At 50.6% G+C, this 8885-nt stretch carries 7 protein-coding genes, 1 tRNA gene, 1 rRNA gene and 1 pseudogene; 5 read left to right on the top strand and 5 right to left on the bottom strand.

The features are described 5' to 3' along the window. Positions 1-12: 12 nt before the first annotated feature. Together B1A75_RS18610 and B1A75_RS20080 are read left to right on the top strand one after the other, a co-directional pair. Positions 13-996 (top strand): annotated as a pseudogene (locus tag B1A75_RS18610) (RNA-guided endonuclease TnpB family protein); the annotation flags it as partial. A gap of 149 nt (positions 997-1145) precedes the next feature. Beyond that, entirely contained in the window at positions 1146-1307 is a 162-nt protein-coding gene (locus B1A75_RS20080; RefSeq protein WP_176202449.1) for a hypothetical protein, read from the top strand. A gap of 203 nt (positions 1308-1510) precedes the next feature. Here the strand turns inward: B1A75_RS20080 and B1A75_RS18600 are convergent, their stop codons facing one another. After that, entirely contained in the window at positions 1511-2371 is an 861-nt protein-coding gene (locus B1A75_RS18600) for a thermonuclease family protein (RefSeq protein ID WP_074044799.1), read from the bottom strand. 302 nt (positions 2372-2673) lie between these two features. On the opposite strand from B1A75_RS18600, the gene B1A75_RS18595 reads away from it, so the two are divergent. Beyond that, a complete protein-coding gene (locus tag B1A75_RS18595; protein WP_074044800.1) occupies positions 2674-4002 on the top strand; it encodes a DnaD domain protein in 1329 nt (442 codons plus the stop codon). A 319-nt stretch (positions 4003-4321) separates the two neighbouring features. Here the strand turns inward: B1A75_RS18595 and B1A75_RS18590 are convergent. Together B1A75_RS18590 and B1A75_RS18585 are read right to left on the bottom strand one after the other, a co-directional pair. Next, positions 4322-4394 (bottom strand) — tRNA-Ala (locus B1A75_RS18590). Between the two features lie 72 nt (positions 4395-4466). Further along, entirely contained in the window at positions 4467-5144 is a 678-nt protein-coding gene (locus B1A75_RS18585) for an MgtC/SapB family protein (RefSeq protein WP_011232387.1), read from the bottom strand. Between the two features lie 116 nt (positions 5145-5260). Here B1A75_RS18585 and B1A75_RS18580 point away from each other — a divergent pair, with 116 nt between their 5' ends. Further along, entirely contained in the window at positions 5261-6169 is a 909-nt protein-coding gene (locus B1A75_RS18580; protein ID WP_074044801.1) for a DMT family transporter, read from the top strand. On the opposite strand, the gene B1A75_RS18575 is transcribed toward B1A75_RS18580, so the two are convergent. Both B1A75_RS18575 and B1A75_RS18570 read right to left on the bottom strand, forming a co-directional pair. After that, on the bottom strand, positions 6140-6958 hold the full coding sequence (locus B1A75_RS18575; protein ID WP_074044802.1) for a protein-glutamine gamma-glutamyltransferase: 819 nt from the start codon (positions 6956-6958) through the stop codon (positions 6140-6142). The two genes, B1A75_RS18580 and B1A75_RS18575, sit on opposite strands and share 30 nt — an antisense overlap. A gap of 159 nt (positions 6959-7117) precedes the next feature. Beyond that, on the bottom strand, positions 7118-7858 hold the full coding sequence (locus B1A75_RS18570; RefSeq protein WP_368483961.1) for an RNA-guided endonuclease InsQ/TnpB family protein: 741 nt from the start codon (positions 7856-7858) through the stop codon (positions 7118-7120). A 794-nt stretch (positions 7859-8652) separates the two neighbouring features. On the opposite strand from B1A75_RS18570, the gene B1A75_RS18565 reads away from it, so the two are divergent. Next, a 16S ribosomal RNA gene (locus tag B1A75_RS18565) occupies positions 8653-8885 on the top strand; the annotation flags it as partial.

Genomic DNA, 8885 nt, shown 5'->3' with positions numbered 1-8885 from the left:
TAGAAGATACAGACAGAAGTGAATACAGCTTGTGCGACTTGGCTGTTGGATCATCCCAAACTGAATCAATCGACAAGTAAAATGTTTAAAGAGGTTTCGTCGCAGCGGTTTCCTTCCGCCGTCGTGAATCAAACGATTCGAGACATGAAGTCCCAAAAGCAAAACCAGAAAACAAAGAAGTTTCGAACATTATGGTGTTGCTTTAACAATCAAAACGTAAAGGTTGAAAAGAAAGGAGAGTTCTACACCGTTTCATTCCCCACACTGGAGAAGCGAATTGGCGTGCCGGTGGTCACGCGTCCCTATCAAGAAGCATGGCTGAATCGGCTGCTCGATGGAACCGTCAAACAAGGGGCAGCCAAGCTCTACAAAAAGAGAAAGAAATGGTRCTTGGCTGTTGCGATCACAGTTGAAGTCCAACAACGGGAAGAAACGAAGGCAATGGGCGTTGACCTAGGACTTCGCTATATTGCCGTTGCCAGCGTGGGAACGAAATCGTTGTTTTTCAAGGGCAACCAATGCGCTTTCATTCGCCGACGATACGCGGCTTTGCGTCGAAAGTTGGGCAAAGCCAAGAAGCTTCATATGATTCGCAAAATCGGCCGTAAAGAGTCCCGCTGGATGAAGGATAKGAACCATAAAATCAGCCGCCAAATCGTTCGTTTTGCCCTCGCCAACGGTGTTGGCGTGATTCGGATGGAAGATTTGACAGGGATTCGGAAACGGGCAACATCGGCCAAAGAAGCAGGACGAAGCCTTCACTCTTGGGCGTTTCATCAACTGCAAACGATGATTGCCTATAAAGCGGAAATGGCGGGCATTCGGGTGGAGTGGGTGAAGCCGACCTACACGAGCCAAACATGCCGATGCGGGCATCGAGAGAAAGCGAACCGAAACGGCATCCGCTTCCGATGCCAAAAGTGCGGATACACCCTCCATGCCGACTTGAATGGCGCCATTAACATCGCCAAAGCGATTTCGGGCTTCGCCGCCTAACCTAGCGCACTGGTCACAGGTGCGCCGCCCATTGGGGTACATCTTAACCCGATGGGACGGGGTGATGGCACACCCCTGAACTTGGGCGTTGTCCGAACCAGAAATGGATGAGGACGCGAACGACCCAAGAATCCCACGCCTTTAGGCGTGTGGAGTGTCAAAAATCGTCCGGCACGCCGTCTGTCATCGCGTACACCGATTTGACCGACGAACAAATCATGCGCCTTGAGAAATACGGGTTTCGCCGGTTCGATTCGGCGCCGATGGAAAACGGTCCAGATGGCATTGAAGAGCTATTGCCGAGGCAATGAGGGAGAGAGAAAACACACAAGATGAAAACGTTGAAGAAAAAGCCTGCCCGATGGGGACAGGCTTTTTCTTTTCGCCGGAAGGGTGGCGACAGATCCGTTCGTGAGAAAGCTTCATAGGGATGAAACTGCAGCGCTGCAAGGTTTTTTTCAATTTGAAAAACATTGTTGCAAATTCAGATATTCGTCCCATCACCGGCCGTTGATCATTTCAACTGGCGGATGAGCCAATAGAGCGCGGCGGCCGCCGCTAGGCCAAGCAGCGTATAAAGGGCCGGGTGGCCGGCGTTTTTTTCCGTCGGCCCTCCTTGTTCGCGGGCAGGAGGTTGACCGCTCCCGGCGGTTTTCGGTTCGCTGTTCGGTTGTTTCGCCTTGGAGCGCTTTTCGTACATGCCCGCTCCGGTTCGTTTCGCCTCCTCGTACGCCTTGCGGACGCGCGATTCGTATTTGTAATCGCCATAGTCATAAAAGTCTTCGACAAGTCCGGCTTTGGCGAGGTCTTCTTGCAGCAGGCGCTTGCCGACCCACACCCAGGCGAGCAGCCGCTGGTATTTGTCAAACAGCGCGTCTCCGTCGGTCTCAAGCAAAATGTTCCCTTGATGCAAGCGGGAACATGTAAACCGGCTTGCTTCTTTCCCATACGGTTCGACTTGGATCGTGCTCTCCGGCGTATCAATGAACAAAAACCTCGTCGTGTATACATGGCTGTTGACGCGGAATTTCGCCGTATCGCCGTCGATGCACTCGACCAATTCAGCCGGGTAGGTGCGGCCAAGGCGCAACGTAGAACGATCTTCTTTCTTCTCCAGCGTATGGCCGTCCAGGTCGATTCGCTCTGGGGTGAGATGCCGCTTGCATCGTTCATTGCCGTTGTATGTTTGAATAAGCTGGACAAGCTCTTGTTTCGTTTTCGCCTGCTTCGCCAGCGCAGTCGGCTCATGGAGCAAATACACGCAGTCGCTGCCGCGGAAGTGCCCGCCCAACTCATCAAGCTCGCCAGGGTGGGCAAAAGCGGAAATCGGGAACATCACCAACAAACAAAAACAGAAAATGACGATTCGTTTCAAGAGGATCCCCCCGTTCGACAACCGTTTTTCGCTGTACACATCGTTTCATCAAGCCGCGCTGCGAATTCGGCTTCCGTTTTTACGACGACAACTGTGACAATATTTCCTTTTGCATGTGTAATCAACGTTTCCCCGCCGCTTTTTGCCCTTTTTTCACACAAAACGGGGTGAAAATGGCGTTTTTCGCGTTCTTAGGCCATTTGATGTCGTACACCATAAAGTTTATCAAAAAAATAGAACGATCATGAAAGAATTCCATCATGAATGAAAGGGAAATGAATGTTGCAAGGGGAGGAGATTTGATGGCGAAACTGCTTCTGAAGGATCAACCGTTGGTCATTTTGCCGCAACTCGCTTTGGCGATCGGGTTGAACGAAAGCATCGTTGTTCAGCAGCTGCATTATTGGCTCGAGAAAAGTGAAAACGTCCATGACGGCTATAAGTGGGTGTACAACACGTATGCAGACTGGCAGCAACAATTCCCGTTCTGGTCGGAAAGCACGATTCGCCGGATCATTCTCAAACTGGAAAAAATGGGGATCATCGTCGCGGCGAATTTCAACCGTTCCAAGATCGATAAAACGAAATGGTATCGGATCGACTATGACAAACTGGCCGAAATAACGAAAGAGATGTCGGGCGGACAACATGGGCAGGCGGCAGATGATGGCGTGATGACCGCGCGCAATGGTGTTTCGATCGTTCAAGGTGCGGTTTCGTTCACTCAAGACGGGGCTTCGTTCGTTCACGATGAGGGTTTGACGACGCACGATGGGGATTCGATTGTGCAAGATTGCGTCTCGGCCGTTCAAGGCGGCGCTTCCATGGTTCAAGGGGGGATGTTGGCGGCTCAAGATGGCATTTCGACGGTTCAAAATAGGGTTTTGCCCATTGAAGATGGGGGATCGATGATGCAAAGCAGCGTTTCGACGATTCAACAAGATCAGATTTCGGCCGTTTACGATGGCGTTTCGACCGGCCAAAATGAGCAGACGATGGGCGAAACAGTCAGTCCATTTGCGCAAAATGAACCGTCCAGCTGGTCAAACTGGGCGGTCGAGGTGCTCAATTTGACGAGACCAATACCAGAGACGACAACAGAGATTACATCAGAGATCAAAAGAGAAGACGAAGAAGACGCGCGCGTGCGCACATACAAGGAGATCGTTCGCTTCTGTGAGGAAAACGGGTTTGGCGTGATCGGCGATTATTTGCGGGAAAAGATCAATGCGTGGGTGGACGATGCGTCCGAGGAATTGGTGTTGGAAGCATTGAAAATCGCGGTGGAAAACGGCGCAAAACGGTGGGTGTACGTGGAAACGATTTTGCGCGACTGGACGGAAAAAGGGTATCGCACCGTGGACGAAGTGCGCGCCGCGCGGTTGGCGTTTCGGGAACAGCGGATGAAGCAGCGATCCGCCCCGCCTTCATCCGATGGCGGCAGAACGATGCGGAAACCGATCCGTACCGAGATCGTGCCGGATTGGCTGAAGATGGATTACAGCCAGCCGGAAGACGACGACTTTGACATCGAGCAGGCGCGCCGAGAGCTCGAGGAGCGGTTGAAAAAATACAAAAACGATCCGGGCGGCTATACACCGCCGCAATCCCCATCACCTCACAAGCGTTGAAAAAATAGAAAGACCATCCGAACGGAGCATCTCCGTGGGGGATGGCATGAACGCTTCAGCTGAGCTGAACGAGCAGCGGCGGCCTACTTTATCCGTTTCAGTTCAGCTTCGTGCTGAATGGAGCGGGCGGACAGCAAATCGATAATGCGCTGCTGGTTTTCTTGAATTTCCTCTAACCTTGAAAAGCAAGTCTATTGCTTGACTCATCGTTTGTAAAAAAGAAATGTCGTCAACCATTCGTCAACAACCGCTTCCATAACGAACCATATGCATCCAATCCGGAAAGAAAAACACCCTTGCCGCGCAAGGGTGTTGTGAATGGAGCATACCGGGCTCGAACCGGTGACCTTCGCGCTGCCAGCACGACGCTCTCCCAACTGAGCTAATGCCCCAAAAAAGGATATGGATGATCTGTCCATGTCCCATTATATATAGGGATGCGGACAATTGCAATCCTTTTTTGATCACCCGCTTTCAATATCAACGTGCACGACATCGTCAATGGAGCGGATGACGTAGTAAAGTTCGGCGGTCGAGCGCTTTTGGTCAATGACGGCTCTTAGTTTCAGCAAATGTTCATTCTCTTCAACATCTTTAATGCGCATCGTTTTAATGTTGATGTCCTGTTGTTTTAAATGGTCGATGACCTTTGTAATGTTTTTGGCGTCCGCCACGGTGATTTGCAACAGCACCTCTTTTTCGCGCAGCTGCTTCGGTCCGAAAAAATTGATCAAAAACGGAATGAGTTCCACACTGACAATGAGAAGCGCGACGCCGAACGCCGATTCCCAATAGAAGCCTGCGCCGACCGCTACTCCAATCCCTGCCGCCCCCCAAATGATCGCGGCGGTCGTCAGCCCGGTGATGCTGTCGTTGCCGCGGCGCAAAATGACGCCTGCTCCTAAAAAACCGACCCCGGACACAATTTGCGCCGCCAGTCGAAGCGGATCCATTGTAATATGGTCTTTAAGCGGAAAGACGTACGCTGATTCGATCGAAACGATTGTAAGCAAGCAGCTGGAAATGGAAATCACAAGACACGTTTTCAAACCGACCGGTTTTCGCTTCAATTCCCGTTCCAGCCCAATGATCAGCCCGAGAATGGCGGAAATCCCTAGTTTGAGGAACGGATCAAACATCATCGTTTCTCACCTCGTTCATGGTATAATGAAAGAAAACGCCCGATGACGCCTGTTTTCGCCCGGCGTGAAAACGGCGGCCAGGGGCTGCGCTTGACGAGACAAGGAGAGGAAAACGAATGAAGCCGCCAAGCACCATAAAGGCTTATGCCGCTCTATTCATCGGCGCGCTTGCCGTGTCAACATCGGCCATTTTCGTCAAATGGTCGCAGGCGCCGTCCGCGGTGATCGCCTTTTATCGGCTCTTTTTGGCCGTCGCCATCATGACGCCGTTGTTCCTCCGGCATCGAAGCGAACTCCGAGGCATCTCTCGGCGCGATTGGCTGTTTTCGCTTTGTTCTGGGGTTTTGCTTGCCTTTCATTTTATCCTTTGGTTTGAATCGCTCGACTATACATCCGTCGCCAGTTCGGTCGTGCTTGTGACGCTGCAGCCGCTGTTTGCCTTCGCAGGCGGCGCGTTGTTTTTCCGCGAACGGTTGACCGTCGGCGCGGTCGGGAGCGCGGTGTTGGCCATTATCGGCAGCGTTCTCATCAGCTGGGGAGACTTCCGCGTCAGCGGTGAAGCGCTGTACGGCGATGGATTGGCGTTGTTGGCATGCGCGTTTGTCACGGCGTATTGGCTGTTCGGCCAAGAGGTGCGCCAACGGTTGTCATTGATGACGTATACCTATATCGTCTATGGCATCAGCGCGGCGGTGTTGTGGCTGTACGCGATGCTGTTTCGCCTTTCGCTGACGGCGTATCAGCTGACGGATTGGCTTTGTTTTCTCGCTCTCGCCGTCATTCCAACGCTGCTCGGCCATTCGGTGATGAACTGGGCGGTCAAATGGGTCAGCGCCTCGACGGTGTCGATGGCGATTTTATTTGAACCGATCGGCGCTTCCGCCTTGGCCTATTGGCTGTTTGGCGAACCGATCCGTCCGTTTCAATGGATCGGCGGTATTTTTATTTTAACAGGAATCGCCCTGTATTTGTGGGAGAAAAACGAAAAAGGTCCGCTAACGGTGCAAGAACGTAGCGGACCCTAGCGTTCCGACGATAAAGGGCGGGCGGCGGATCGGCAGGCGGAATTCATCGAAGCCGCGGGCGAATTGGGACAGATAAGCGAAATCGACTTGCGTGATATTGGGAAGTAGGTAAGCGGATTTCGTCGCCCCCCGCTTTCGTCTTCGATTGAGCGCGGCGATGATGCCTTCCTTTGTTTGAATGCCGATGCCATGCCCGTAAAACAAGCCGTCGCCTAAGTAAATGGCATTTTCCCCTTGCCATTGCGGCGTCAATGGATCGAATTCCGGGTTTTTAAAATAGAGGCAATCTCCGGGGAGAAAGTGTTCATCTTTTTTTGTTTGAATGCCAAGATCCCGGTCGGTATGCCAGTCATACAGCAGCAAATCCGCAAACAGCCGGTTGAATGCCGCTGGATCGATTACGTCAAGCACGGCCTTGTAAAACACGATGACGATCGCAGTCGCGCATTCAAACGCGTATCGCTCGCTATGGACAAAAATGTCCTTGATCGCTTCGGAAGCGGTGACATCTGGGCGAAGACGAAAGCCGCCGCGCTCGTCCCGCGTCCAAAAATCGCTGTTGCAGCGCGAAAAACGGAAAATGGCAAACCGCGCCCGGCTTTTCGCCAACTCGCCCGCCGCCCGAACAATGCGGTCGCGCAAGGCGATTTCAAATCGAAGCTGGTGTTTATTTGCATACGTATACAACTTAGGCGAGGAAACAAGGGCATCTAAGATTCGTTGTTCGCTGGTCGGAAGCGAAAACGAACCAGAAACGTCAAAGTTGATTGGTGATAACACGCGAATCAAAGTGAAGATGCCGTTACGCAAAACTTACGAAACTCTGCAAAAAACTTACAAGAATTTCTGTTTGCTTCCTTGTTCATCGCGTCCGATTTCGCCGAAGCTACTTTCGTTTGATATGACGCTCCGAAGGCTTTACTTCCCGTGTAACTCACGGTACAGAAACTATGCGGTATATTTAGAAAGGTTTATGCTTGCGTTTAAATCTCGATCTATACTTATACCGCAAGCATCGCATACAAATATCCGTTCCGACAATGTTAATGTTTTCTTAACATGCCCACATGCACTACATGTTTTTGAGGAAGGATACCATGGATCTGCTTCTATAAATTCAATGCCATACATTTCACATTTGTATTTGATTTTTTGCTTAAACGCATACAATCGCTGGTCTTGAATGGCTTTTGATAAATGGCGATTTTTCATCATCCCTTTTATATTTAAGTCTTCCATGACAATGCGAGCCGGCTTGGTTCTCACCAACTCGTTTGATACTTTGTGTTCATAGTCTTCACGGATATTTGTTATGCGAACTCGCAACTTCTGGATTTGTTTTTCGAGTTTCGTAATGTTGCGTGTTTTGACGTAACGGAACTTCCCTCCTTTTTCTTGGATTTTATTCATTTCGTACTTTCTTGAACATTTGCGTTGCAACCGCCGCAAACGTTTTTCTAACTTTTTGACTCGTTTCGTTTGATTGATATTGGGATATATTTTCCCATTTGAGCATACGGCTAAATGTTTAACACCAACATCAATACCCAATGAATTTTGTGTTAAGGCTGTTGTTTGAGAATTGACTTCAAATCCAACGGAAATATACCAATGAACACCATCAAATGCCACTCTAGGGTTATAGTATTTTGCATTAGTTGGTATTTTCCCTCGCTCTGATAAGCGAATCCAACCAATTTTTTATAAATTTAATCCAACAGATCCCAACCTCCTTGTCGAAAGGATCGCATTGACAATATAGATGCAGCGGAAAAGCTTCCCAATATCCTTGACGGAATCTCGACTGCCCGAGGCATACGGCCTCCTTTTCCCCCGCGCCAAGGCGCGGAGGCAGGCAGAACCCTATGTGCAGAACGGTGGGGGCGGCGTTGTTCGGCCGCCAGGCAGTCGATCCAAGCGCTTTGCAAAAGCCGTCGATGTGAAAGCGTCCAATCGCATCTATATAGCGATGCCATAGAAGAAATGTATGCACTCGCGCCGGTGTTCATTCCCCTTTTTTAGGAAAAGAACGCTTTCCTGTGGGATGGAGAAGAGGGAACGGGGATGGATCAGCGCGTCCTAAAATTTTTTTAAAAAGGTATTGCATTTTTGGAGTTAAGGTGGTATATTAGAAAACGTCGCTGATCGAAGAGGTTGTTTGACAGCGATGCGAAGCAAAAAAAGCAGTTGACATCGAAAAAGATGTTATGCTAACATAAAAGAGCTGTTTGAGATAGACAAAACAGTCGAAAGCTTGTTCCTTGAAAACTGAACGAAACGAAGCGCGAAAGAAAAGCTGAGGTGCCGTAATTTCGCCTAAAGGCAGCCCGCGTCCTGCGGGCAACGGCGAAATATCGCCATCCTGGCGATCTCGAAGCCAAATGTTCTTCACTCGCAGAGGTGCTTGCACCCCAAGGGGGAAGGTTATTTGGCAGAAGAGAGCTAGGCGCCGAAGCTGGACAATGCGAAAAGCCAATCAACTTTCTTTGGAGAGTTTGATCCTGGCTCAGGACGAACGCTGGCGGCGTGCCTAATACATGCAAGTCGAGCGGACCAAATCGGAGCTTGCTCTGATTCGGTCAGCGGCGGACGGGTGAGTAACACGTGGGCAACCTGCCCGCAAGACCGGGATAACTCCGGGAAACCGGAGCTAATACCGGATAACACCGAAGACCGCATGGTCTTTGGTTGAAAGGCGGCCTTTGGCTGGCACTTG

It is taken from the genome of Geobacillus sp. LEMMY01 (genome assembly GCF_002042905.1).
GTDB classification, from domain to species: domain Bacteria; phylum Bacillota; class Bacilli; order Bacillales; family Anoxybacillaceae; genus Geobacillus; species Geobacillus proteiniphilus.
This window is presented reverse-complemented; position numbering and strand designations above follow the sequence as displayed.